Annotated in this window: 23 protein-coding genes; 7 read left to right on the top strand and 16 right to left on the bottom strand. The window is 41.1% G+C overall.

The window, feature by feature from the left end; genetic code table 11:
• Positions 1 to 358: 358 nt before the first annotated feature.
• Positions 359 to 2,035: a BCCT family transporter gene (locus tag LQ226_RS01415; protein ID WP_231416012.1), complete on the bottom strand. Its 1,677-nt coding sequence runs from the start codon at positions 2,033 to 2,035 to the stop codon at positions 359 to 361.
• Positions 2,036 to 2,068: 33 nt separating this feature from the next.
• Positions 2,069 to 3,706, bottom strand: a complete 1,638-nt coding sequence (locus LQ226_RS01410) for a BCCT family transporter (protein ID WP_231416011.1) — start codon at positions 3,704 to 3,706, stop codon at positions 2,069 to 2,071.
• A gap of 291 nt (positions 3,707 to 3,997) precedes the next feature.
• Between LQ226_RS01410 and LQ226_RS21090 the strand changes: the two genes are divergently transcribed.
• A complete protein-coding gene (locus tag LQ226_RS21090; protein ID WP_370635414.1) occupies positions 3,998 to 4,528 on the top strand; it encodes a 3D domain-containing protein in 531 nt (176 codons plus the stop codon).
• 74 nt (positions 4,529 to 4,602) lie between these two features.
• Positions 4,603 to 4,806, top strand: a complete 204-nt coding sequence (locus tag LQ226_RS01400) for a hypothetical protein (protein WP_231416009.1) — start codon at positions 4,603 to 4,605, stop codon at positions 4,804 to 4,806.
• A gap of 156 nt (positions 4,807 to 4,962) precedes the next feature.
• Here LQ226_RS01400 and LQ226_RS01395 read toward each other — a convergent pair whose 3' ends face one another.
• On the bottom strand, positions 4,963 to 6,063 hold the full coding sequence (locus LQ226_RS01395) for a M24 family metallopeptidase (RefSeq protein ID WP_231416007.1): 1,101 nt from the start codon (positions 6,061 to 6,063) through the stop codon (positions 4,963 to 4,965).
• Positions 6,064 to 6,076: 13 nt separating this feature from the next.
• Positions 6,077 to 7,486: a sodium:solute symporter family protein gene (locus tag LQ226_RS01390; RefSeq protein WP_231416006.1), complete on the bottom strand. Its 1,410-nt coding sequence runs from the start codon at positions 7,484 to 7,486 to the stop codon at positions 6,077 to 6,079.
• A 602-nt stretch (positions 7,487 to 8,088) separates the two neighbouring features.
• Between LQ226_RS01390 and LQ226_RS21085 the strand changes: the two genes are divergently transcribed.
• Positions 8,089 to 8,637, top strand: a complete 549-nt coding sequence (locus LQ226_RS21085) for a 3D domain-containing protein (protein WP_354665933.1) — start codon at positions 8,089 to 8,091, stop codon at positions 8,635 to 8,637.
• Positions 8,638 to 8,867: 230 nt separating this feature from the next.
• Here LQ226_RS21085 and LQ226_RS01380 read toward each other — a convergent pair whose 3' ends face one another.
• Together LQ226_RS01380 and LQ226_RS01375 are read right to left on the bottom strand one after the other, a co-directional pair.
• Positions 8,868 to 9,020: a hypothetical protein gene (locus tag LQ226_RS01380; protein ID WP_231416004.1), complete on the bottom strand. Its 153-nt coding sequence runs from the start codon at positions 9,018 to 9,020 to the stop codon at positions 8,868 to 8,870.
• A gap of 383 nt (positions 9,021 to 9,403) precedes the next feature.
• Positions 9,404 to 9,826, bottom strand: a complete 423-nt coding sequence (locus LQ226_RS01375; protein ID WP_231416003.1) for a pyridoxamine 5'-phosphate oxidase family protein — start codon at positions 9,824 to 9,826, stop codon at positions 9,404 to 9,406.
• A 142-nt stretch (positions 9,827 to 9,968) separates the two neighbouring features.
• Between LQ226_RS01375 and LQ226_RS01370 the strand changes: the two genes are divergently transcribed.
• Positions 9,969 to 10,502, top strand: a complete 534-nt coding sequence (locus tag LQ226_RS01370; protein ID WP_231416001.1) for a ferritin-like domain-containing protein — start codon at positions 9,969 to 9,971, stop codon at positions 10,500 to 10,502.
• A gap of 16 nt (positions 10,503 to 10,518) precedes the next feature.
• Here the strand turns inward: LQ226_RS01370 and LQ226_RS01365 are convergent, their stop codons facing one another.
• The gene (locus LQ226_RS01365) at positions 10,519 to 11,763 is read right to left on the bottom strand and encodes an S-layer homology domain-containing protein (RefSeq protein ID WP_231416000.1); all 1,245 of its coding nucleotides are present in this window, start codon (positions 11,761 to 11,763) and stop codon (positions 10,519 to 10,521) included.
• Between the two features lie 262 nt (positions 11,764 to 12,025).
• Here LQ226_RS01365 and LQ226_RS01360 point away from each other — a divergent pair, with 262 nt between their 5' ends.
• Positions 12,026 to 12,391, top strand: coding sequence for a response regulator (locus LQ226_RS01360; RefSeq protein ID WP_231415998.1), 366 nt, complete (start codon positions 12,026 to 12,028; stop codon positions 12,389 to 12,391).
• A gap of 268 nt (positions 12,392 to 12,659) precedes the next feature.
• On the opposite strand, the gene pgmB is transcribed toward LQ226_RS01360, so the two are convergent.
• The 3 genes from pgmB to LQ226_RS01345 all read right to left on the bottom strand — a co-directional run bounded on the left by pgmB (position 12,660) and on the right by LQ226_RS01345 (position 15,620).
• Entirely contained in the window at positions 12,660 to 13,331 is a 672-nt protein-coding gene (pgmB, locus tag LQ226_RS01355) for a beta-phosphoglucomutase (protein ID WP_231415996.1), read from the bottom strand.
• 110 nt (positions 13,332 to 13,441) lie between these two features.
• Positions 13,442 to 15,103, bottom strand: coding sequence for a D-alanyl-D-alanine carboxypeptidase family protein (locus tag LQ226_RS01350; protein WP_231417542.1), 1,662 nt, complete (start codon positions 15,101 to 15,103; stop codon positions 13,442 to 13,444).
• 121 nt (positions 15,104 to 15,224) lie between these two features.
• A complete protein-coding gene (locus tag LQ226_RS01345; RefSeq protein WP_231415994.1) occupies positions 15,225 to 15,620 on the bottom strand; it encodes a secondary thiamine-phosphate synthase enzyme YjbQ in 396 nt (131 codons plus the stop codon).
• Between the two features lie 249 nt (positions 15,621 to 15,869).
• Between LQ226_RS01345 and LQ226_RS01340 the strand changes: the two genes are divergently transcribed.
• Together LQ226_RS01340 and LQ226_RS01335 are read left to right on the top strand one after the other, a co-directional pair.
• Positions 15,870 to 17,111: a YeeE/YedE family protein gene (locus tag LQ226_RS01340; protein ID WP_231415993.1), complete on the top strand. Its 1,242-nt coding sequence runs from the start codon at positions 15,870 to 15,872 to the stop codon at positions 17,109 to 17,111.
• A 186-nt stretch (positions 17,112 to 17,297) separates the two neighbouring features.
• Positions 17,298 to 18,275: a zinc-binding dehydrogenase gene (locus LQ226_RS01335; RefSeq protein WP_231415991.1), complete on the top strand. Its 978-nt coding sequence runs from the start codon at positions 17,298 to 17,300 to the stop codon at positions 18,273 to 18,275.
• Between the two features lie 31 nt (positions 18,276 to 18,306).
• On the opposite strand, the gene LQ226_RS01330 is transcribed toward LQ226_RS01335, so the two are convergent.
• The 6 genes from LQ226_RS01330 to LQ226_RS01305 form a co-directional block, all read right to left on the bottom strand.
• Complete coding sequence (locus LQ226_RS01330) at positions 18,307 to 19,155, bottom strand: SDR family oxidoreductase (RefSeq protein WP_231415990.1); 849 nt, start codon at positions 19,153 to 19,155, stop codon at positions 18,307 to 18,309.
• 63 nt (positions 19,156 to 19,218) lie between these two features.
• The gene (locus LQ226_RS01325; protein ID WP_231415989.1) at positions 19,219 to 20,163 is read right to left on the bottom strand and encodes a hypothetical protein; all 945 of its coding nucleotides are present in this window, start codon (positions 20,161 to 20,163) and stop codon (positions 19,219 to 19,221) included.
• 68 nt (positions 20,164 to 20,231) lie between these two features.
• Complete coding sequence (locus LQ226_RS01320) at positions 20,232 to 20,435, bottom strand: zinc ribbon domain-containing protein (protein WP_231415987.1); 204 nt, start codon at positions 20,433 to 20,435, stop codon at positions 20,232 to 20,234.
• A gap of 503 nt (positions 20,436 to 20,938) precedes the next feature.
• On the bottom strand, positions 20,939 to 22,039 hold the full coding sequence (gene ddlA, locus LQ226_RS01315) for a D-alanine--D-alanine ligase (RefSeq protein ID WP_231415985.1): 1,101 nt from the start codon (positions 22,037 to 22,039) through the stop codon (positions 20,939 to 20,941).
• An 81-nt stretch (positions 22,040 to 22,120) separates the two neighbouring features.
• On the bottom strand, positions 22,121 to 22,732 hold the full coding sequence (locus tag LQ226_RS01310) for a trimeric intracellular cation channel family protein (protein WP_231415983.1): 612 nt from the start codon (positions 22,730 to 22,732) through the stop codon (positions 22,121 to 22,123).
• Positions 22,733 to 22,943: 211 nt separating this feature from the next.
• Positions 22,944 to 23,714: a class I SAM-dependent methyltransferase gene (locus LQ226_RS01305; protein WP_354665932.1), complete on the bottom strand. Its 771-nt coding sequence runs from the start codon at positions 23,712 to 23,714 to the stop codon at positions 22,944 to 22,946.
• Between the last annotated feature and the right edge of the window lie 16 nt (positions 23,715 to 23,730).

The following is a 23,730-nucleotide window of genomic DNA, read 5'->3' as shown; positions in this document are numbered from 1 at the left end:
CGTTCTTCTAAATATGGAAAAGGTTGTGCGGGAAATTGTGAGACTCCTGCGGCAGAAGGACCCAGTCTAGTTCCAGCGAGGAGGCTTTTAAGGGAATAATGAAGTTCGACTAAGACCGTCACGTCAATCGCCAACGTCGAACGACCCCACCTCGTGCGGGGCCGCGGAAAGCGAGTGATTTCCCGAACCACCTTACGCTCAGGTTAACGCGGAAACATTCTCACTTTCCGGTGCTCCATATTAGGGACTTATATATGTAACATGTAAAAATCAACAAACAACTTTAACAGATCCAAAAACTTAAAAGGGCATTGTGCACGAAAGAGCCTGAAGCATTTTTTGCTTCAGGCTCTTTCGTTTAATCTTTTGTCTCATCCGAATGATCTTTGTCTTTTTCTTCATCTTCGAAATGTGCATCAACGGGACCTTTTTGTTTCTCTTCTCTCTTTTTCTTCCGCTTCAGACGCTGTACAATTTTCTTATAATTGAGTGCGAACGTCTTCGGTTCATAATGTTCAGAAGCGCGAATGTCTTCTGATGAAGCTCTCATAAACGACCACGCGAGCATAATCATGATGAACAATAAAGGAAAACCTCCGACAATCGCAGCTGTCTGTAACGTCCCAAGCCCACCAAGAAACATGAGCACTAAAGGCATAAGGCAAAGGGCAAATGCCCAGAACAAACGATTCCAGCGAAGTGGCTCGTCTTCTACTTCCTTCTGGACAACAGAAGCCAAGATATAAGAACTAGAGTCAAATGTAGTGGCCAGGAAGATAATAGCCAAGATCGTAAAAATAAAAATCATAAACCAAGCTAGAGGAAGCTGTCCGATTATCTCGATAATAGCCTGAGGGGCACCTTCATTATTCAGCACGTTAATAACGTCAAATTCACCTGTAAGCTGCATATGCAGACCATAGTTTCCGATAATTCCAAAGAACAAAATACTTCCAATCGTTCCATATATAATCGTCCCTAGAATCATTTGACGAATAGAACGGCCTCTTGAGATCTTTGCCACGAATAACCCTACAAAAGGAGCGTACACGAGCCACCAGGCCCAGTAGAAGACAGTCCATGATTCAGGAAAGCTTGTTTTCTCATAGGGTCCAAGGGCATTGTAAGGTTCTGTCCATGTACTCATATGGAAGAAGTTATCGAGTAATAATCCAAGACTATTGGTCGTTGTCTCAGCCATAAACCTCGTAGGCCCAAATAAAAATACAAATGCTAATAAGAAAATGGATAACCACAAGTTAAGGTCACTTAAAATTTTGATCCCTTTCTTCAAGCCGCTATATGCACTAATCGCGAAGATAAGTGTAACAATGGCAAGAATAGCGGTCTTCATAACCATATTAACCGGGATTCCTGTAATTTCATTGATTCCTTCAGCAATCATAGGAGTACCTAAAGCGAGCGTAGTCCCCGCTCCTCCAAGTAGCCCAAACATAAATAAGATATCTATTGCTGTACCGACTGGCCCATTTGCCAAGTTACCAATTAATGGGCGTGTCGCCTCACTTACTTTTAATACCGGCTTCTTACGAACATAGTAGAAATACGCCATCGGTAAGGCAGGAAGTGTGTAAATAGCCCAAGCAATCGGCCCCCAGTGAAAGATGCCATACGTACTTGCCCAAGCGATTGCCTCCTTTGTACCTGGTTCAATCCCAAATGGAGGTCCTTGATAATAATACGCCCACTCAATCGTTCCCCAATACAAAATACTGGATCCAATTCCAGCACAGAAAAGCATTCCCGCCCAGGAAAAGTTGTTGAATTCTGGCTTTTCATCTGCTTCTCCTAGCTTTACTCGACCATTATCACTAAATGCGACATAAATTAAGAAGAAAAAGATTCCTAATCCAACCAATAAGTACAGAACCCCGAAATTGGTTGTTACAAAGGTGTTAGCCTGATTGACATACTCAGCCCCCTTATCAGGGAAGAGGATTAAAGGAATGGTTACGAGCAGTAAAAGGATGAAAGCTCCAAGAAACGTAGGCCAATCGATGATACCTTTTTTCATAGTTGTGTCTCCTTTGATGTAGGTTTACTTTCCCTATTCTTTGTCGTCATCTTCAACATGGGTTTCATCTGGTCCCTTTTTATCTTTCTTTTTCTTACGGACCTTTTTGACGTCCTCAAAATCAATATGGATGGCTTTTGGTTCATACTCCCCCGCATCTTGGATATCCCACGTGGAGGCTTTCATGAACGAAATGGCCAGCAGGATCATGATAAAGATGAGTGGAAACCCTCCTACAATACTTGCTGTTTGAAGAGCGGATAGCCCACCTAAAAACATGAGTACTAGAGGCATTAAACAAAGAGCAAATGCCCAGAATAAACGATTCCATCTTAAAGGCTCTCCTTCTACTTCATTCTGAACAACAGATGCCAGAATGTAAGAACTTGAATCAAAGGTAGTAGCCAAAAAGATCACAGACAGAATCGTAAACAAAGCCACCATTACAAACGATAGAGGCAGACTTCCAATCACATCGATAATCGCTTTAGCCGGCTCATTATTTTCAAGAACGGAAATAACGTCGAACTCTCCCGTAAGCTGCATGTGCAAACCAAAGTTCCCAATGACACCAAAAAACAATATACTCCCAGTCGAACCGTAGGCAATTGTTCCAAGAACCATTTGCTTTAAGGTTCTTCCTCTTGAGATCTTAGCGACAAACAGCCCTACAAACGGAGCATATACAAGCCACCAGGCCCAGTAAAAAATAGTCCAGCTCTCAGGAAAACCTGTTCGCTCATATGGCCCTAAGCTGTTGTATGGTTCTGTCCAGGTACTCATTCTAAAGAAATTATCAAAGATCAATCCAATACTATTAAAGGTGGTCTCTGCAATAAACTGTGTTGGGCCGAACACAAATACAAAAGCAATCAGGAAGATCGAGCCCCATAAGTTAATATCACTTAACACTTTAATCCCTTTGTTCAATCCTACATACGCACTTACTGCGAAGATGGTTGTACAGACAAGTAAAACGATTGTTTTGACAAGTAAACTAACCTGTATGCCAAATAAATTCTCTAATCCATAAGCAATCATTGGCGTACCAAGAGCAAGCGTTGTCGCGGCCCCTCCGATCAGACCGAACATGAAGAGAATATCAATCAGATTACCAATTGGAGTATCAGCTAATTTACCAATGACAGGCCGTGTCGCTTCGCTTATTTTTAAAACTGGCTTCTTACGAACGTAGTAAAAGTAAGCGATCGTTAAAGCTGGCAGGGAATACATCCCCCATGCTATAGGACCCCAGTGGAACATACCGTAAGAACTCGCCCATAAAATCGCTTCTTCTGTCCCTTGTTCAATTCCAAAAGGAGGACTCTGGTAGTAGTAGGCCCACTCAATCGTTGACCAGTAAAGAATACTCGCACCAATACCAGCGCAAAAGATCATACCAGCCCAAGAGAAATTATTAAACTCTGGTTCTTCATCTATATCCCCTAACTTGATCTTGCCTTTCTCGCTGAACGAAACATAAAGCATAAAGAATAAGATTCCAAGACCAGCAATTAAGTAAACAACACCAAGCCTTCTGGTCATAAACTCATTAGCTATGTTCACTACATTGTTCCCTGCCTCTGGAAACACCACTAGCGGGACCGAAACCGCTAATAATAAAATCAGTGCCCCAATAAACGTTGGCCAATCAATTAACTTGAATTTCATGTGTACGCTCTCCTTTTCGTAACTGTATGCCATTAGCTTGAGCGAAGGAGATAATTTTATTCTCGCTATTAATCGAGAACGAGTTTCATTCTCAAAAATTATCGAAGAATGGTTTACACATACCTACCACCGTGTTACCTTATCATGTGGAAGGAAAAAAGCTTTCCTATAGAAGGATTTTCAACGAACGAATCGATTTACGCCATTTGCTTGCAGTCAAAGCCATTTAACCTTCAGGGAGCATGATGGCTTTTTTTCATGCCTTCTAATGAATGTGAAGGAGGAACTTATATGAATAACATCATCAGATCATTGGTAGCGCCCCTTATTGCTCTTGGAATCCTTGGACTTGGGATGACTCCAGTTCACGCTGAAAAGCAGGATACGAAAGATAACCAATTAACAGAACAAGAAGAAATAGCTGTTCAAAGCGTTTCTCTTCCGATAAAAGAAATAAAAGTCGATAAAAAAGATACTAACTTTGCCCGCTATGAAGAGGAAGACAAAGAAGTCCCTTCAAACGTTAAACGTACGGTTCAAGTAGAAGCTACAGCGTATACAGCTCATTGTGATGGCTGCAGCGGAATAACAAAAACAGGAATTAATCTACTCGAAAACCCTAACAAAAAAGTCATTGCTGTTGACCCATCTGTTATCCCACTAGGTTCTGAAGTTTATGTAGAAGGGTACGGTCGAGCTATCGCTGGTGATATCGGCAGTGCGATTCAAGGCAACCGCGTTGATTTATATATGAAAAAGAATAGCGACGCTTTGGATTATGGTCGTCGCCAAAACGTAAACGTGCATATCCTTAGCTCATAAAAAACTCCCCTTACCGGGGAGTTTTTTTACATAGTTCCACTTATTGAACCCATCCTATCTTTAGGAGGTGCACGATGAAAAAACATCAAAATCAAAAGAATCAGCCTAACTTCAATGAACTAAATGACCGCTTCATTGGTGAAACACCAGATCAACCTTCTCTATCCATGAGAACAGATCTAGACCCTAAAGATGTTACAAAAGACAACCCCTATTTCGATGAGACGAAAGAACATACACAAGAAGAGATGGAGAAGTTTAAGAAGTTTTTTCAATAACGTAAGTAGTGTGCTCTGGCGCCCCATAGGGCCAGCTTACAAAGAGACTTTCTAGCTCCAAAAAGGAAAGCGAGTTATCCCCCCTAGCACTCACCAAACGGAGGCGGCGCCTAATTTTAAGGAACAAAGAAACCCGCCAAAAAGGCGGGTTTCTTGTTACTCTATAATTTGTAGTTCTTTTGGATAGTTGGTTAGGGTTTCAAATCCGTCTTCTGTGATAAGCACATCATCTTCAATACGAACGCCACCAACGTTAGGGTCATATATGCCTGGCTCAAGTGTATACGTCATTCCCACTTTAAGCTGTTGATCATTTAAGTGACTCATTGACGGGAATTCGTGTACGTTTATACCAAGGCCGTGACCGATGCGGTGGGGGAATAATTTTCCGTAACCCGCTTTCTCAATCACATCACGTGCTACTTGATCCAAGTCCCCAATTCTCGTACCTGGCTTACTTATATCAAGCGAGGCGTGTTGTGCTGCTAATACTGTTTCGTATATAGTCCGCTGCTCATCTGAAACCGATCCATATGCAAAGGTTCTTGTAATATCTGATGTGTATCCTTCTAAGACTACACCTAAATCAAACAAGACAAAGTCCCCTTTTTGTAGTTGACGATCTCCAGGGTTCCCATGAGGCTGCCCTGATTTCTCACCGAAAAGGACCATTGTAGAGAAGGACATCTCGCGAATTCCTTTTTTCTTTAGTTCGTACTCAATCTTCGCTAAGACTTCCATTTCTGTTACGCCTTCACGGAGAGCCTCAACACCTACTTTCACACCGTAGTCTGCCATCTCAGCCGCACGGCGCATGACTTCAATCTCACCCTCATCTTTCTCAAGGCGCATATGATTAATAGTTTCTTCTACTGATACAGGAGAAGCTCCATTAAATAAACGAAGAAGAGACTGGCTTCTGCCGTAAGTTAAAACATCCTCTTCAAAGGCTACCTTTTCCACTGGTTTGATCTCACGATTGGTAAGAGCATCCTTCACTAATGCCCATGGGTCTTCGTGATCTGCATAGCCAAGCACTTCATAAGGCCAACCTGCATCTTTCACTTGCCCTGCTTCCATTCCTGGAACGACAAAAATGGGTTCTGCATCTTGAAACACAAACAGTCCCATTAAACGTTCGTGAGGATCTGTGTGAAAGTCTGTAAGATAAAAGACATTTTCTGTAGAGTTGAAGAAAGAGACATCTACTGACTCTTTCTTCATCCATTGGGTTAATTGTTGTAATCGTTGTTTCATTTTTTCACTCTCCCTAAGCTGATTGCGCAAGGTCAGACGTTTGTTTGTTGTTTGTGCTAAGCGTAACTACAATTAAGAATAGAATAGCCACCGGTACAGCAATGACCACACTGTTTAAATCAAATGGCTTCTGTAGAACGACTTCCCAAATAAGCGTAGAACTTACACCAGCTATCATAGAGGAGATCCCCCCTGCTGCTGTCACACGTTTCCAGAAGAATACAGCCAGCACAGCTGGTGTAATTCCTGCTCCGTAAACGGTGTAAGCATACATTTGAACAGCTAGTACACTTGGGAAGTACGTGATAATGACAAAGGCAAACACTCCTAAGAAGACGATAAAACCTTTTGTCACGCGGAGTTGTTTCTCATCAGACGCTTGCGGATTGATATAGTTTCTATATATATCATACGTTAGATTTGTCGCTGCTGAAAGTAAATAGGAATTTCCGGTTGTAATAATAAACGAAGCCGCTGCAGCTAACAAGATTCCACCAATAGCGATTGGCATTACAGTCGTCGTGGCCATAAGGGCCATGCCAGGATCGATATTCGGGAATAACGACCGGGATGCAAAGGCAATCAATGAGATAGCTGGTGAAATTACCAGCATAGCAATTAACCAACCGATCTGTGCTTTTTTAGACGATCGATCGCTTTTTGAGGAGGCTAATCGTTGGTACATATTTTGGTCTCCTAATAATAAGAAAAGAGACGGTAGTAAGTAACCAAGTAGTTGAATCGTTGATAGTCCACCCGTTTGCTCCATGTGAGACTTAGGTACATTTGCAACAATCTCTTCCCAGCCACCTGCAATTACAAAGATTGTAGGAACTGTAATGAGTAAACCTCCTACCATTAGAAATCCACTCAATGCATCTGTTTGAGAAACAGAGCGTAATCCTCCGATCATCGCAAGGAAAATAATTAGTGCTGCACCGATCATCGTCCCTGTTTCAACGGTCATGCCTGTCGTTAAGTTCAGAATAAACCCGAACCCTTTCATCTGATAGGATACAATTCCTACATAAGCAAGTATTATAATGACACTTGCTATATTTCTAGCGAGCTTACCGTATTTTGCTTCTAAAATTCCTGATACCGTATATTTACCGAAAGCACGGATTTTAGGTGCTACAATGTAAAGCATAATAATTCCAAATAGTGTTGGTGCCATTAGCATAAGCGATGGTTTAATTCCATAGCTGAATGCCATCGAAGTTTCTCCTCCAGAGATACTTCCGCTCCCTGTCCAAGTAGCGAGCAGGGTTCCCATTAATACAAACGGTCCCAGGCTTTTCCCGGCGAGCACGAAGTCCTCAGCTCCAGAGACTTTCTTTGACATAAATACCCCAATACCTATCATAAGTAGGGCGTATAATCCAATAAACCATAATAATGTTGGATCTTGTTGTAGTTCCATAAGTTTAGTTTCCTCTCCTGTACAATCAATTTGATTTGACTAAATCTGCTAGCTTAAAGCGTATACTTACGCGCGCTACTCATGTGAACTCTGTGGAAATGAAAAAAATGCTGTTTTCTGATCCGGATCTTTAGAAAACAAAACGAAGATGAATAATTAGAGGGACCAGTAGAACTGATCAAAGTGGTACTCTTGCTTATGTCTTCGCTTCACATAAGAACAATTGCTAACTAATTTATCATAATAATAGAAAAATCAAAAATGGCTTTATGATAGCGATTTTACAGGATATTTGCTTACTTTCGCCCTATTCCATTTATTTACACAGGCGTTGCTTTCATTCAATATGCGTAATCTAGAAGTTTTTTTACTGATAGAAATATTCTGAAATATAATTGTGAAATAAAAATGCATTTGATTCTAAATACCTATAGAAAATAAACGATTATAGACCTTTTCGACTATTTCAACCTCCCCCTCTCCTCCATGTTACATAACTGTCATGTTTGTCTTCTGATTGTCTTGTAAATGTCACGGTTCTTTAATAGGGTTTCAGGAGTAGACCTGCTATACTCATCTCAGTTACTAAAGGAGGATGATTGATGAAACACTTACTTATGACGACAATCTCCACGTTCCTCATTGCCTTTATGTTTACTAGTTTCTTCATTTCTAATAATCAAGTTGTACAAGCCCAATCAATGGATCCTAATTCAACAGACAGAACTTATGAATCTCATACTATAAATAAAGAAATTACACTACAGAAGAAAGAAGCAACACCATGCTTCTTACAGAAACCAGCTTCAACACATGCCCTTTCCAAAAAAGAGAAAGCTATTACAACTAAGAAGACATATTCAAAAGAAGTTACAGTTGAAGCGACCGCCTACACAGCTCAATGTGAGGGATGCAGTGGGATAACAAGAACCGGCATTAATTTGTTAAAGAATCCAAATCTTAAGGTGATTGCTGTTGACCCTAATGTAATCCCATTAGGTACAAAAGTATATATAGAAGGATATGGGACAGCAGTGGCAGGAGATATCGGAAGCGCGATTAAAGGAAACCGGATTGATATCTATATGAAGGACAGGAAAGATGCTTTAGATTATGGAAGAAGAACCATTACCATTAAAATCATTTCTTAGTAGCCAGAGAGGACACTACCGTCCTCTCTTTTTACGTTTAATCACACAAAAAAACACCCTTCTGTTGAACGGTGGTCTGGTGAAATCAAATTATGTAAAAGAAAGTGCCTGCTTGATCTTATACTGAAATAATGAGCAAGATGTAACTTTCTATGAATCGAGTTCATTGCTACACAGGCACTTCTTTAATTTTCGTAAGCATGAATGTAGAATCCTTCCCTATTGGTTACTTATTTTCTCTTTTTCTTTTTTGCTCTGGCTCCCATCTTACCTTTTTTAGCAGCGTTTGTGTTCTGAGTTGTTGTGTTGCTAGCTGTTAGCTCTTGGCTGTTTTGATAATCTTTCTCGAATAATTCACGAGCTTTTGAAAACATGATGGTCATTGTGTGACCCTCCTTATTAATTTCTTACAAAAGCATTTCCCTGCATTTCCAGAGCTAAAACTTCCGTTTACAATTTTCATTGTACTCTCCATAACCTACGTTTGTAAATGAAAAAACTACATTTTTATTAATAATCATTTTAAACTGTACAGATTATACGACGTGTATAATCTGATTTTTTTACCCTGCTTAATCCCTATCATTTCAACGGTTTAAAGTACTTTCTCATTCTGTAATATTTTTGACACATTCGATCGAATCTATTCTCAATTAGAGGTATGTTTTTCTGCATTAAAGCAGTAAAGATTCGGTTAGATTTATAGCGTTTTTTCGTAAAAAATTAAAAGAACCTGTTATCCAAATTATAACAGGTTCTTCCATTTTTATAATTGAATGGTTTTAGGGTCTTCCCCTTCTACATTCATTAATCTAATTTGAGTGGGCTGAATGTCTAGAACGATATAATCTGGATCTTCAGGGCCTTTAAACCAATGCTTCATATAATCGTTCCATAACTTTTCTTTTAGTTCTTTAGAATCGTTAATAACAGCCTTACCTTCGACTTCAATGTAAGGATCCTTAAAGCCGTCTCCATCATACCCTAACAAAATGTGCACGTATGGATTGTTTTCAATTTCCTCTGCTTTGTGAGTATCCTTATCTGTTGCTGTATACAAATGCAACTCTTCATTATGGAAAGTCATATAACGGGAATGAGGTTTATTTTGTTGAACAGTAGCAAGTGTTCCAATTTTATGATGGTCTAATACTTCTAAAATTTTGTCTTTTGCCTGTTGATCATTCATTTCTCAAGACTCCCTTCATCATTTGTTTCTTAGCTAGTGTTCCTGATTTTTCTTTAATTTAAACAAATCAATTGGCTGTTCTGGAATCTTTTATCCTATATTGCACACCCTAACGGAAAATACACAGATAAGGAGTGTCAAAATGAGATTTCTACTTTCCCGCCGTTTTCGAATTGGTTTAATTGTTTTTAGCTTTATCGTTTTCTTAGCAAGCTCACTCATTAACGCCCAAACCCCTCCAGCTGATTATGGAGCAAAGGGGGCTTTAAAAGCTCCTCGTATAACTTACGAGGAGGCATTACAATATGCTATTGAAGATGAATACCTTGCCCAAGAGCGATACAAACTTGTGATACAAAAATATGGTCAAGTCTTCCCGTTTCCTAAAATTCAAACAGCTGAAAAAAAGCATATAGAAGCATTAGAACGTTTATATAACCAAACCGATATAGAGATTCCCACAAATAAGGCAAAGGACTATGTAGGAATGCCTTCTTCTATAAAAGTTGCATTACAACAAGCCGTTCAAGCTGAAATTGACAATATTGCCATGTATAACCGCTTCCTAGAAATCAAGAATCTACCTCCAAATGCGAAAAAGGTCTTCACCAATTTAAGAGACGCCTCTAAGAAACATCTTGTAGCTTTTAATTTCGGTCTCTCTCAACAGCAATAGAAAAACGGACGAGCTTCTATTTAGAACTCGTCCGTTTTTCTATTTCTTTAAAATACACTTCATATGTTCTTTTTACGATGCGGTAAAGCTCTCTATTTGAGAGAAAACGATCAGGTTGAAATGTTCCATCCCTATATCCTTCCACAATACCTATATGCTCGAGTGCATTTATCCGCTTAGCCCTTTGATCATCCATTTGGATATCTTTAAAATCTCCAACTTCTTTTACACCTGTTCCAAAAATTTGCGCAAGGATCATGGTAAATTCTCCTCTTTGCATATTACTTTTCCGCTGATCAGGAGTGAATGGCTCCATTATGCCAAGCTGCTTCAAACCTACGACCGTTTCATATAGAGGATCTGAGCGATCAAGCGAAGTTGTAACGAGGCTTGTCTCTTCCATCTGTGGAATGAACGTACCTAATACCAACAGAGCTTCTTCGTAAGGAACGGGCTTGTCTTCTTCTGTTATGTCAATTCCTACTTTCCTAAAAAGTAAACTTACGCGGTTTTCAAGAAGGAGATCTGCGCGAACAGAACTGTAGGTTGTGGCCTTTTTTAGGTTCAGCTGATTCGTAAATGCTTTGGCTACTTGATCATGCCAATGCTGGGTCGGGATGGTTTCGTATGAATGGGTAGGGTCTTCTCCAACTTCGGAATATGGAACAAAGTGAAAGCCTTGTTCATGAACGACCGTTTCCAACATTCTGTTTGCTTGGTTAATAAATTCATCCAAGGACTCTTCCTCCTGAGCATATACGCTTGAGAAAATGGGAGCATACCCGACTACATACACCTGATTTGATGATGTTTCTTTCTTAATTTCAAGAAGGATAGCTTCAATCGTTTCCCTTAATTTCAGAATCTCAGACATACTTGGCTCAAAAGCGACAAGTTGTCCTTGTTCGTTCAACTCCACATAATTCAATAAATCTTGACGCCCGATCGATAAGGTGATCAGATCGGCTTCCTCTATCGATTCAACGTTTTCATTCTCTATTGCATGCAGTAACGCTTCAGAGGTATAACTTTTACCTAGAAGATCAGTTGAAATCGTTACAGTGGAATGGTGTTGCTTTAACGTCTCAGCAATTAAATCTACATAACTCACTCCAAAAGAACGCCCAGAGATCGCTCCCATCGTTCCTTCATCCCCTATCGCTACATACCGAAGAGCCTCATCCTCTTCAGCCCAAATCATTTCTTCTGTAACACCACATACCAATACTAAAACACATATCATTATGACCCACTTACGCATACTCCCGTGCTCCCTTCTAGTAAACTATACGAAGGGAAATATAGATAAAGAACCAGAAGCTGGCTATAAAACTACTATTTATACTCTATTTTTTTATGGTAATTTTGTCACATTTTGTCGAATTGATGATATAGTAGTGATAGGTAATATAGGGGATTTATTCCTATTTAATAGCGTAGGTAGACGAATCTGTTACAGCCTGCTTTTGTTACGATTCCATCCCCTATATAGTCATAATTTAAAGAAGAAGGATGTTTGTTGCATGTTTAGTGTTATGTTAGTGGATGATTCTAAGCTCACCAGGTGTTTCCTACGAGACCAGCTTGCTAACTCTAACTATCATGTTATAGCTGAGGCTGCTGATGGCCTTGAAGCTATAGAGTTGTTTCGATTACACAAGCCGGATATTACGATCTTAGATATTATTATTCCGTATTATTGTGGTATGAGCTGCTTACGTAAGATGATAGAAATCAATTCAGACAGTAAAATCGTTATGTGCTCCTCGATCGGTCAGCACTTTCATATTCAAGAAGCTCTTCATATCGGAGCGATTGATTATATTATTAAACCTCATTTTAATGAGTTAAAGAAAGTATTGGACAAAGCAATCGCCTCTTTTGTGTAAGGAAGTTCCGTCCACTTGATCTGAGCGTTAATGTGGATAGGGCCGTTTACGGTTAATGAGAGCTAGGGAGGTCTGGGGAACGACTCGCTTTCCGCAGGCGAGCTGTCGAGCCTCCTCCCTCACTCCGTTCCGTCCGGGGTCTCGTCGACCTCTTTCTCCTGCAGGAGTCTCCCGATTCCCCAGCCCTCCCTTATCAAAAACAGTAGAAACGACCCGCAGCTAGAACAAGAGTTGTGAATCAACACCCCTCCTTAATAGAGCCATTCTATTATTTTTTCGATTCTCTTCTATTAAATTGTGAGTTGACATTCTCTAATGTTAAAGATGCGGTTGTTGGGATGGTCCAATCTGCTTGGTCTAAGTAAGGAGCTGTTCCTACTCCAATTGAGAACATAGGAGTGGATCGAATGGCTTCTAAACCTGCTTCTCCGTCTTCAATCGCCACGCAATTCTCATAGGGTACGCCTAGGCGGTCTGCGGCTGTTTCGAAGATTTCAGGATCTGGTTTTCCTTTCTTTAATGACTTTGGATCCATAATGACGTCAAAAAACGTAGTGAGTCCTAACTGTTTCAATACAAACTGAGCATTGGAGCTAGCAGAGGCTAGAGCCATTGGAATCCCCGCTTGTGATAACTCTTGAATAAATCTGTAAATGCCAGGCATCGCATCTTCTTCAGTTAGTTGAGCGATCAACTCTTGATAATTACGGTTTTTCCACTCCCCTAGCTCGATCTTCTCTTCCTCCGTGAAAACCTTACCAGAACGTTTTACAATCATGTCGATTAATTCCATACGCGGTCTTCCCTGATAGGCAAGGTTATCGGCTTCTGTGAATGGAACACCAAGCTCATTTATAACCGGTAACGTTGCTTTATAATAGAGTGGAACGGTATCGACTATTACACCGTCCAAATCAAAGATTACTGCTTTACATGTCATAGGCCAGACTCCTTTACGATCAATCGTTTTTCTTGAAGAAGCGTACAGCATCGATAGAAGAAACGCAAGAGAAAAAGCTACGCGTCTTTTTAGAGGCGCGTAGCTTTTTATTACATTTCATCCATCTTTGTAAAGAACTCTTCTAACGTTAGATCATTTTCGTGAATAAGGGTCGCATATTCTTTTCCTATATACCTAAAATGCCACGGCTCATACTGGTAACCCGTAATAGATTCTTTGCCTTTTGGATACCGAAGGATAAAACCATATTCATAAGCATGGGCTTGTAACCATTCCCCCGCTTCTGTCTGACCGAAGCGTTGGACTAAACCATAGTTTACAGCCGGTGAGGTCACATCCATCGTCAATCCTGTTTGATGTTCACTTGTGCCTGGCGGGGCCACCACTTTCGCTGCAGCCTCTCTTCCGGACTCTTCTACTTCTGCTTGAAAAAGAAAATCTTGACGATCAAAGGACCTGTATCCCGAGACGGCTAAAATACTGTATCCCTCTCCTTCCGCGGCTTGAAACATTCTTTCTAACTGCTCTGCCGCTTCAGGTCGCATATAACTTTTATTCAAATCCTGATCACCAAATACAAATGGAACGTCGGGCCTTGTTAAATCAGGTGTATAATCAGCCGGTAACACGTTTGATTTGTTCACGAGCACCAGTTGATTCTCTGGGTTTGTGATGGTTGGTGTCCCATCAGCCCGATCTAGATTATTAAAATACTTCGACTCGAGAAACCATGTTCCATTTTTCAACTCATTTGGCTGAATACGCAGCCTCTCCATAATACCGGTTTTAGAAGTGTACTGGAGTGTTACTGTATATTCATCGTACGTATATATCTCTTCATACTTCCCATCGTTCATTTGAGTCTGATCAGGTGATGGGATTCTTTGATGAACATAAGTGGGCGTGATCTCTTCATTCATGGGTTCATAGTTCAATTCTCTCATCAATCGAGGCTTTTCTTGTTCAAATACGTATATACACTTGCCATATTCAGCTTCTATCCGTTCTCCTATGCGTTCTTTACGCACCGGCTCTCCTTCACGTTCAACAATCTTTTCTAACGTAATCCCTTGGTCCATCGTTGCAAAGCAGTGATGAACCTTACCGTTTGAAGCGTGAGTTAACCAAGATCCACCAAAAGCTGGTTCAATGTATTTCGGATCTATCGCTCGAGCTAGCATAACGGAGAAATTTTGACGGTTTGTTGATTCATCTTGATGATATTTCTGATCGGGATACCCAATAGCAATTCGATTAGAAACGACTATCCTTATGTATGTTTCTTCTTCTGCTACATCTCGTAAATCAACTGTATTAGATCCCATCTCTAAGTTAAATGCTTTTGCTAAGACAATAGCCATTTCTCCTCGAGTAATGTCCCTCCTCCCTTCAAAATAACCATCCGGAGTCCCTTGAAAGACCCCTTCGTCTACTGCTGTAGCAATATAACGATACCCCCGGTCTTCGGGGTTTACATCTTTCAAACCTGGATCAGGTCGATTATCCATAGAAAGCTCTAAAGCACGAACTAACATCATCGTTACTTGAAGTCGTGTGACGTCCTGAGATGATTTAAATTCACCATCTTCATATCCATGAATAATCCCTTGGTCCGCTAAGTATTGAATTTCATTATATCCACGCGTCTCTTCTGATAAATCCGGAAAATCCACTGCACTCAGGACGCTTCTTTTGAAAGGAAAGAGAATGAGTACAGATAAAAACATAAAACATACCCCTACTTTGAACATGCCTTTCACATTTAGTCCCCCTTGCATTGTGTTATTCACACAGTTCCCTAATGAAGGGGAGTAAAACGTAAACTTAGACTTATAGAAGGTAAGAAAAAAATAACTTCATCCACCAAGTCGCTTATCGCATTAATGTAGCTGCGTACTTTCTCTCTCTAGGTCCATCGAATTCACAGAAATATATGCCTTGCCACGTTCCAAGCACAAGCTTACCTTCAGAAATGATGACCATTTCAGACGAGCCGACCGTACTCGTTTTCAAATGAGAAGCTGTATTGCCTTCACCATGAAGATCCTTTGGATGATTCCATGGGAATACTTCATCTAACCGCCGCAAAAAATCCGTTTTCACATCAGGATCTGCGTTCTCATTTACCGTGATTCCAGCAGTAGTATGCATAGATGTAATAACTACGACACCTTCCTCAACCCCTTCAGTCTTGATCCAATCTTCTACTTCTGAAGTAATATCAATCATTTGATCGTGCTCTGTTGTTCTTACTGTAAATGTTTTCATAACTTCCACACTCCTTTCTTGTTATGTTTCCGTTTTTATAAGAAAGAAACCTCTCATTTTCAATGCGTATAAAGTGTTAATTTGCTCTACTGTGATGAAAATGTCCTTTTGAAACATTCGTTTTATGCCCTTCCTCACATACTTTTTTTAAGAGCCAAGTTTTTTAATTTACAAATCAATCAATTCATATTATTATACGTAAAGGATTTAATTCACAGTAAATTGATAAGAATTGGTGGTGTAATAAAGATGGAAACAGCAACTGTTAAAAATCGCCCCTTTACAACCGTCACATCCACACTTAACCCGGTACAAAAACCGCTTGTGACGTTAGGGATTCTAGTTTCTATTATTCTATTTATAACATCCGTCTCGATTGCGGGATGGACACAAGGTGTTCTTTATATTATTGGGATGGCGCTAGGGTTAACGCTTCTCCATGCCCGGTTTGGATTCACTTCAGCATTCAGACGTTTAACTTCCGTAGGAAACGTGCAAGGATTACAAGCTCATATGGTGATGCTTGCTGTTGCAACTACTTTGTTTGCCATTATTTTGGCGACAGGATTTAGCTTTACAGGTGTGACGCCGAGCGGATATGTTTCCCCCGTTGGAATAAGCGTTATTTTTGGTTCTTTCTTGTTTGGAATTGGGATGCAACTTGGTAACGGTTGTGCCTCTGGTACGCTTTATAACGTTGGAGGAGGGAAAGCTTCTCTATTTATAACGTTAATTGGATTTATTGCAGGATCAGCACTTGGTGCTTATCACCTTCCTTGGTGGACAAGTGAAACGATGCCTTCTTTAGGCGCTATATCCCTGGCAGAGTCAACTGGATTCGGCTACTTTGGAGGCTGGTTGTTCCAAATCATACTATTTGCAGGAATTTATGGTCTAACCGTACGATACGCTCGCAAGAAAAATCCCCCGCAAATGAAACCACTTCCTACAGTTAAAGGGTGGAAGAAGCTTGTGCGTGGTTCTTGGCCTCTACTTTTTGCAGCTGTTGTGCTAGCAATTTTAAACGCACTTACGCTTACTGTACGTGGTAATCCTTGGGGCATTACATCTGCCTTTGCCCTATGGGGTTCTAAAGTTCTTATGGCTCTCGGTGTCAACGTAAGCAGCTGGGGATACTGGGCTGGGAGTACAGATCAATTAACAAGCAGTGTCTTTCTTGATTCAACTAGCGTTATGAACTTCGGTATTATTCTAGGTGCCTTTATCGCTGCTGCCGCTCAAGGTTCCTTTAAACCACAGCGATTTAAACCTGGCATTTTCTTCGCTTCCATCGTTGGTGGCATTATGATGGGGTACGGTGCCCGCCTTGCATTTGGATGTAATATCGGCGCTTACTTTGGCGGCATTGCTTCAATGAGCCTGCACGGCTGGGTTTGGATGATTATGGCCCTTGCTGGTACATTCTTAGCTCTCTTTATCCGTCCACTGTTCGGATTAAAGAACCCTGATCCTAATGATTCTATGTGTTAATTTAAAAGAGCTATCCCCCAGGGTTAGCTCTTTTCTTATGTGTTCTAAGGGTTAGGGAACATCCTCAATAAGGATGCCCACACTATTACTTCAAAGTACCTTAGGCACTAAAAAGTGCGTACTGTTAAAACCTTCGTTTTCATGACAAAATAGAACTGATTACGATTTTTATAGGAGGTCCTACTTATGAAAGCATTGCTGTTAGAAGGTAAAAATCAATGGCAAGATATGAAAGTAGGCGAGATCGATACGCCTGTTCCTCAAAAAGGGGAAATCCTTGTTCGAAATAAAGCGGCTGGCCTAAACCCAGTTGATTATAAAACGGCCACAAATGGCCTTCCTGCTTGGGAGTATCCTCATGTTCTTGGTGTGGATGCAGCTGGGATTGTAGAAGAAGTCGGTGAAGGTGTCACAACGGTACAAAAGGGAGATCGGGTCGTCTATCACGGCAACATGTCGAAAAAAGGTACGTTTGCGGAGTATACGGTGACACCTGCACACACGGTTTCTATTCTTCCGGAAACTATTTCGTTTGAAAACGGAGCAGCTGTCCCATGTGCAGGTTACACAGCGTATCAAGCCCTGTTCCGTAAAATGCACATCCAACCAGGTCAGACGATTTTAATCCATGCTGGTGCAGGTGGTGTAGGCGGATTTGCCATCCAACTTGCGAAACAAGCTGGTCTCACCGTCATCACTACAGCTTCTGCTTCTAACCATGCGCTTGTAAAATCACTTGGAGCAGATTATGCGATCGATTATAAACAAGACGATTTCGTTGAAAAAACGTTAGAAATCACAAATGGCAAGGGAGTCCACGCTGTACTCGACACCGTTGGCCGAGAGAACGCAACAAAATCGCTTGATACGATTCAATTTAACGGACAAATAGCCTTTATTGCAGGTCCTCCTGATATCTCAAGTGCATTAGATTTCACAAAATCATTTTCCTTCCATCAAATTGCCTTAGGTGGTGCTCATCTGGTAGATAATGTGGAGGAACAACAAGATCTTGCTTTAATGGGGCAAGAAATGTTCCAACTGATTGAAGAAGGATCCATTTCAACGTTACTTGAGAAAGTGGTTTCTCTTAAAGAGGTTCCACAAGCATTAGTAGACCTATCTGAACGTCATGTAACAGGTAAGATTGTCGCAAAGATTTAACAAAAAAGGTCAGCCTTCTGGGCTGACCTTGTTAAAGTTGCTTTAACTTTTTTAGAATGATCGTTTCTAATGTACTCCAAGGCATCAGTGCTTTTGCCTTCACTAGAGCCTTTACCCCTTTTCCTACTGGGTAACGTAACGCTTTAAGAGAACCTTTGTTGGCGAGAGCGGTGATAAGATCTGCTACTTCCTTTGGATTACCGAGGGAGTCTTTTCCATTTTTTAACTCTTTTTCAATGCTTTCCATGTAGGAGTAATAAGGAGAATCCTCTTGAAGGGAACGTTCAGTTACGACACGTCCTGAGGTCCAGATGTTTGTCTCATAAGATCCAGGCTCTACTAAAGCAACATCAATCCCAAATGGCTTTACTTCAAGGCGCAAACTTTCACTATAGCCTTCTAGTGCATATTTAGAGGAGACATAAGGTGATAGGCCTGGGAATCCAAACACGCCACTGATGCTACTAACATTGATGATTTTTCCGAATCCTTGTCGCCTCATAGTTGGAAGGACCGCTTGGGTAATACCCATGACTCCAAATACATTTGTCTCGAACTGATCTCTGTATTCTTCGATTTTGATTTCCTCACTAAAGCCCCCAAGTGCATATCCAGCGTTATTCACCAGAACATCACATCGTCCTACCTTCTCTATATAATACTTAAAGTCACGGATCGATTCTTCTTTCGCTACATCTAAAGGAACGGGGATTATTTGTTTGTACCATTTCTCATTTTGATAAGAATCGAATACAGACACTTTTTCCATATTTCTCATGGCAGCAAGGACGACATATCCCTGTTTAGCCAAATTCATTGTAGTCAAAGAACCAAACCCACCTGATGCTCCGGTTACAACAGCTACTCTACCTTTTACCATACACAATCTCCCCTTTCCATTCTAAAGAAAGAGAGAGGTAGTATTCCCTCTCTCTTAGTGCACTTACGGATTCATCATATCCGTCACTTTTCCAGTTTTCTGGTCAACATAGTACCAACCTTTTGTGGCTGTATGAGAATTGCCCTCCTGCTCAACTAGTTCATAAACGTGAACAAGATACTTCCCACTCTCTTCATGATCCACTTCTACTTTCACTGAATCGCTTGAGCTGATATTTAGATAGTCACGTACAGCAAGCACGGCTTGTTGTTCGCCAGTTTGATTGGCGGAAGATGCTTCTTGATTTAGCTGCTTGTTCTTAATCTCATCTACCACCCACTGAGTACCATCATGAATCAGCTTATACGTGATCTTAGTACTTCCAGCCATATCATCTGAACGGGTTTGTGCAACATGGTAGGTCCTATCATCAATTCGCTCAACTGTAACTGGCTGGCTCGCTTCTAGGAAAGTCGGAGAACTAGACGGAACGACATACAGTGTTCCATTTTCCTGGCGTATGTAATAAGACATCAGTTCGTCTGCCAATGGCTCAGACATAGCTGTCCTGAATTCTCTTTCAATTGCTTGAAGAGAAGTATAGTCTTGTATTTTTAACTGATCATCTGTGTTGTTAATCACATCGAAGAAAGCTCTCTTATATTCCACCACGACCGCTTTCGCTTCTTGTTCTGTTAAATCAGCAGGAATCTGTTTGGTCGGTTTTGTATTCTCTGTAGATTGTTCCTTATTGTTATCTGATTCACTTTTCTGAGAATCGTCTTTCTTATCTGAAGTTTGTTCTTCTGATTCTTCTTTCTGGTCATTCGATTCTTTCTCTTGGTCTTTCTCTTCTTGTGTATCAACATTTTCGCTTTCTTTACTCTTTTCTGTATCCTCAACATTTGTTGAAGGATCTTCTTTCGGATCCTCTTCTTGACTTGCATCAGAGGTGCACCCTGTTAATACAATCATAAGGGCGATCCCAGCTACCCACATTGTTTTCATGTTCTCCATTCTCTCCTTTACCTACCTTCTAAATAAAAACAGAGGCGAGCCCATCGCCTCCTGTTTTTTTATCCAAAGAATAAGTCCAGTATGTTTCCACCTGTTGAAGCTTGTTTATTATAGAACTCAGAGTATCCGCAGTTTTTGCAGTAAATGACTAAGAATTTGTTATTCTGAACATCAAACATCTTCGCAAGCCCCGCTCCTGTCATTGCTACTTCCTTTTGACCTGCATCTGTACTTCCACACTTAAGACAACCTTTATCACTCATATAGCTGCACTCCTTTATTTTAAATATCGTCTACTCTTATGTACGAATAGAATAGAAGATGGTTTCAAATTTTTATTCCCTTGTTCCTGTTCCGAATCGGGATGGGCCGTTACTTTTGATGTGTGCTGGGGTTTGTTCGGGGACAACTCGCTTTCCTGCGGGGAGCTGGGAAGCCTCCTCGTTCGCTTTGCTCTCTGCGGGGTCTCCCCTAGGCTCCTTACCCCGCGGGAGTCTCGCAGTCCCCGAACAAACCCTAGCTATAAAGGGGAACGGCCCCGTTGCTCGAATTACAAGAGCTTTCTTCTCCCAAGGTGGCTTTTTGCATACACCCAAATACGGCAAAGGCGGGCCTGGAAACTGCGAGACTCCCGTGGGCAGAAGAGCCAGTCTAGTTCCAGCGTGGAGGACCGCCTTAAACCCACTTTAAGCAAAACAGCCATTTCCCTTAAACAACACACAGTAACAAAAAAGCCTTAGGGGAAAGATCCCTTAAGGCTTCCTCGTTAGATTGAACTTTTCAGATTACTATCACGGTGGTGACGATCCATCGCAAGGTGAAGCAGTTGGTTAATAAGCTCCGGATACGAAACGCCAGTTAAATCCCATAGCTTTGGATACATACTAATTTTCGTAAAGCCAGGGAGTGTGTTTACTTCATTGACAACAAGGGACCCATTTTCCTTTAAGAAAAAGTCCACTCGCGCTAATCCTTCGCACTCAAGTGCCTGAAAAGCCTCTACTGCCGCTTCACGAACACGGTCTGTTGTATGATCATCAAGTTTAGCAGGCAGCTCTAACAGGGCACCTGTTTCACTAATGTACTTGGTATCATACGAATAGAAGTCGTCCCCCTGTGGCAATATTTCTCCTGGTACAGACGCCTTCGGATGATCATTTCCTAGAACAGCTACTTCAATTTCACGTCCGTTAACCGCTTCTTCTATAATTAATTTCGTGTCATATTGAAATGCTTCTTCAATCGCATCGTAGAATTCTTGCTCATTCCGGACTTTACTTACACCAACAGATGAGCCTTGATTAGCAGGTTTCACAAACATCGGTAGCCCTAAGCGCTCTTCAACGGCTTCAAAGGAAATATCAGGCTTTTGAGGTTGTTTAAACGTGACCCAGTCTGCCACTTTAATATCGGCATCGCGAAGTAAGCGTTTGGCGATGTCTTTATCCATACAGACCGCAGAACTAAGCACATTCGGGCCTACGTAAGGAATATTAGCCAGGCGAAGCATGCCTTGCATACTACCATCTTCCCCTAACGTTCCGTGAACAATCGGGAACACAACGTCTAACTCGTCTAGGCTCTCTACGGTAGAAGTACGTATAAGTTGGTCATGATCTTGCCCTGGAACAAGCGCAATTCCTTCGTTTGTTTTATTTAAAGCAATGTGCTTTGGATCATTTTCGTTCAATAAATAGTGACTTGGTTCACTTAAATGCCACTGTCCTTCTTTATCGATTCCGATAAGCGTTACGTTATATTTGTCTTTGTCGATCGCGTCAACGATATTTTTTGCTGATTGTAAGGATACTTCGTGTTCTGAGGATTTTCCCCCGAAGATTACCCCAACGTTTAGTTTATCACTCATCAAAATCGCTCCCTTTTCTAAAGTTTCCTTCATTTATTCTATTCTCTGTACTGAGCGGATATGTAACTAGGCTCTCCTCCATTATATCCTATAAAGGTCCCGAAACATGAGATGCCAGTTTAAATGGTAAGAAAGAAGACGGAACAACACTGTAGCTCCAAATAGAGCATATAATTGAACCGTACTCTGATAATCTACTAATCCAAGTGCTAATAATACACCAGCCATCATTGCCCACACCGCATAAATTTCCTTATGTAAAACCATAGGCCTTCTTTGCGCTAATACATCACGCGCAACTCCTCCGCCAACGCCAGTAATAATAGCTGAAAAGACAACAGCGCCAAACGGAAGTTCTGCTTCTAGTGCAAACATCGCACCCTGGACAGCAAACGCTGATAAACCAATGGCGTCTAAGTATACATTCCACCGATCCCAGAACATGACCCAGGATTTCGGAAAGAAATAAACTACTGCTATAGTTCCAAGGGCCACATATAGAAACATACCCTGTTCCCATACATGTACAACATCAATTTGCAAAAATATATTTCGAGCAATCCCCCCCACAAACGGCGGTGCTAGCCCTAAAATAAATACCCCAAATATATCATATCGCTCACTTAACGCCACAATTGCCCCACTAAAGGCAAAGGCGGCAACAGCGATGATATTAACAATCTCCCATGCCATTCACCTAAATCTCCTCTCCCAAACGTACCTCAATCATAGAAAAACCCTATTAAAAATTCAATAAAAACTTTCGGATTAAGAAGGATCATTTTATCGATTCTTAAGAAGGTGATAAGAATGGCATGAATAAATTGTCTATTTTGCCTAACTTGATACATCCACTTAAATCGTACTGGCCTTACAAAAAGGGGATCTCTAAGCTCTTTTTTTCTTACGCTTTAGTCCCAAACACCATCCATTCATCAATAGAGAAGGACTGCAGTCTATCCTTTTCTACTTTCATTTGATAGTAATCTCTGAGTTCCTGATCTGCTCCGACCATCAGTTGATGAATCTCTTCCCTCTCTTGTTCATCTTCTACCATACGGCAGACCCATTCATGAAACGGAAGGGTTTTCTTTCGTAAAGACTGTTTCTTTATTGTAAGGTTTGAGCGTTCCAACAGCATTTCCCATTCAGAAATCGGAAGTGCCCGTTGGTGGCTATGATCTCTTTTTTTCTCAAAATGATTATAAAAATCTTCCTTCTTCTTATCTTCAGGAGACACATTATCAATAAGTACAAAAGCTCCCCCGGGTTTCAACACTCTCCCCACCTCTTGAACGAAGCGATCAGGATTCGGAAAATGGTGTGCTGCAATACGGCACGTCACTACATCAAATGAATGATCTAAAAAAGGTAGATCCTCAGCATCGGCTAACACGGCTTCAATGTTTTCATGGAGGGATAAAAAGGAAGCTGCTGCTTGAAGCATGGATTTCGTCAAATCGCTCACGATTACCCCTTTTACGTGAGGAGCTAACTGATTCGCAACATGCCCACCACCAGTTGCAATATCAAGCACTTTCCATGACCGCTTCGGCTCGAGCCATTCCACCATCAAAGAAAGATCTTCTCCTTTTGCGTGGGTCGTACTTGTCACATAACGCTCTGCATTTCTTCCAAACTGTTCTTGCACATCTCGTTTTACGTTCATCATCATTCCTCCTTTGTCTCCT

Origin of the sequence: Pontibacillus sp. HN14 (assembly GCF_021129245.1) — a bacterium.
GTDB lineage: Bacteria > Bacillota > Bacilli > Bacillales > BH030062 > Pontibacillus.
The sequence above is the reverse complement of the archived record's forward strand: the minus strand, read 5'-3'. Positions and strand labels throughout refer to the sequence as shown.

Excerpts from the sequence above, each read along its gene's own strand:
- LQ226_RS01415 (WP_231416012.1), bottom strand. The coding sequence starts at position 2,035 with ATGAAAAAAGGTATCATCGATTGGCCTACGTTTCTTGGAGCTTTCATC.
- LQ226_RS01410 (WP_231416011.1), bottom strand. The coding sequence starts at position 3,706 with ATGAAATTCAAGTTAATTGATTGGCCAACGTTTATTGGGGCACTGATT.
- LQ226_RS21090 (WP_370635414.1), top strand. The coding sequence starts at position 3,998 with ATGAATAACATCATCAGATCATTGGTAGCGCCCCTTATTGCTCTTGGA.
- LQ226_RS01400 (WP_231416009.1), top strand. The coding sequence starts at position 4,603 with ATGAAAAAACATCAAAATCAAAAGAATCAGCCTAACTTCAATGAACTA.
- LQ226_RS01395 (WP_231416007.1), bottom strand. The coding sequence starts at position 6,063 with ATGAAACAACGATTACAACAATTAACCCAATGGATGAAGAAAGAGTCA.
- LQ226_RS01390 (WP_231416006.1), bottom strand. The coding sequence starts at position 7,486 with ATGGAACTACAACAAGATCCAACATTATTATGGTTTATTGGATTATAC.
- LQ226_RS21085 (WP_354665933.1), top strand. The coding sequence starts at position 8,089 with ATGAAACACTTACTTATGACGACAATCTCCACGTTCCTCATTGCCTTT.
- LQ226_RS01380 (WP_231416004.1), bottom strand. The coding sequence starts at position 9,020 with ATGACCATCATGTTTTCAAAAGCTCGTGAATTATTCGAGAAAGATTAT.
- LQ226_RS01375 (WP_231416003.1), bottom strand. The coding sequence starts at position 9,826 with ATGAATGATCAACAGGCAAAAGACAAAATTTTAGAAGTATTAGACCAT.
- LQ226_RS01370 (WP_231416001.1), top strand. The coding sequence starts at position 9,969 with ATGAGATTTCTACTTTCCCGCCGTTTTCGAATTGGTTTAATTGTTTTT.
- LQ226_RS01365 (WP_231416000.1), bottom strand. The coding sequence starts at position 11,763 with ATGCGTAAGTGGGTCATAATGATATGTGTTTTAGTATTGGTATGTGGT.
- LQ226_RS01360 (WP_231415998.1), top strand. The coding sequence starts at position 12,026 with ATGTTTAGTGTTATGTTAGTGGATGATTCTAAGCTCACCAGGTGTTTC.
- pgmB (WP_231415996.1), bottom strand. The coding sequence starts at position 13,331 with ATGACATGTAAAGCAGTAATCTTTGATTTGGACGGTGTAATAGTCGAT.
- LQ226_RS01350 (WP_231417542.1), bottom strand. The coding sequence starts at position 15,103 with ATGTTCAAAGTAGGGGTATGTTTTATGTTTTTATCTGTACTCATTCTC.
- LQ226_RS01345 (WP_231415994.1), bottom strand. The coding sequence starts at position 15,620 with ATGAAAACATTTACAGTAAGAACAACAGAGCACGATCAAATGATTGAT.
- LQ226_RS01340 (WP_231415993.1), top strand. The coding sequence starts at position 15,870 with ATGGAAACAGCAACTGTTAAAAATCGCCCCTTTACAACCGTCACATCC.
- LQ226_RS01335 (WP_231415991.1), top strand. The coding sequence starts at position 17,298 with ATGAAAGCATTGCTGTTAGAAGGTAAAAATCAATGGCAAGATATGAAA.
- LQ226_RS01330 (WP_231415990.1), bottom strand. The coding sequence starts at position 19,155 with ATGGTAAAAGGTAGAGTAGCTGTTGTAACCGGAGCATCAGGTGGGTTT.
- LQ226_RS01325 (WP_231415989.1), bottom strand. The coding sequence starts at position 20,163 with ATGAAAACAATGTGGGTAGCTGGGATCGCCCTTATGATTGTATTAACA.
- LQ226_RS01320 (WP_231415987.1), bottom strand. The coding sequence starts at position 20,435 with ATGAGTGATAAAGGTTGTCTTAAGTGTGGAAGTACAGATGCAGGTCAA.
- ddlA (WP_231415985.1), bottom strand. The coding sequence starts at position 22,039 with ATGAGTGATAAACTAAACGTTGGGGTAATCTTCGGGGGAAAATCCTCA.
- LQ226_RS01310 (WP_231415983.1), bottom strand. The coding sequence starts at position 22,732 with ATGGCATGGGAGATTGTTAATATCATCGCTGTTGCCGCCTTTGCCTTT.
- LQ226_RS01305 (WP_354665932.1), bottom strand. The coding sequence starts at position 23,714 with ATGATGATGAACGTAAAACGAGATGTGCAAGAACAGTTTGGAAGAAAT.